This is a genomic window from Streptococcus pseudopneumoniae (assembly GCF_001072375.1).
GTDB classification, from domain to species: domain Bacteria; phylum Bacillota; class Bacilli; order Lactobacillales; family Streptococcaceae; genus Streptococcus; species Streptococcus pseudopneumoniae_L.
Map to the genome: position 1 here is coordinate 1 of NZ_JVKV01000004.1, position 366 is coordinate 366.

The 366-nt window shown below is 44.3% G+C and carries 1 protein-coding gene; it reads left to right on the forward strand.

Annotated features, from left to right (window positions below; translation table 11 throughout):
• A partial coding sequence (locus ADH31_RS10010) for a hypothetical protein (protein ID WP_049508145.1) occupies positions 1–366 on the forward strand: 366 nt, incomplete at both ends.

A 366-nucleotide genomic window follows, 5' to 3' on the forward strand; every position in this document is an offset into this window, starting at 1 on the left:
GCAAGTCAGTCAGCAAGCACATCAGCGTCTGAGTCTGCAAGTACTTCTGCTTCAGCATCTGCTAGTACAAGTGCCTCTGAATCAGCAAGTACAAGCGCTTCTGAGTCTGCTTCAACAAGTGTTTCTGCTTCATCTACTGCAGTAGGCTCTCAAACAGCTACAGTGACAACTATAACTGAGTCTAGCAAAGATACGAATTTGACAACTGAAAAAGCCGGTGAATCACCAGAAACACCATTGACAACTTTAGAGGGCAAGGTAACACTCAATACGCTAATCTCTAAAGTAGAGAAAGTTGCAGATTCAACTACCAACTTCTCAGCTTCTGCAACGGATCTTGTAGCCACAACTGCTGCTACAGAAGCA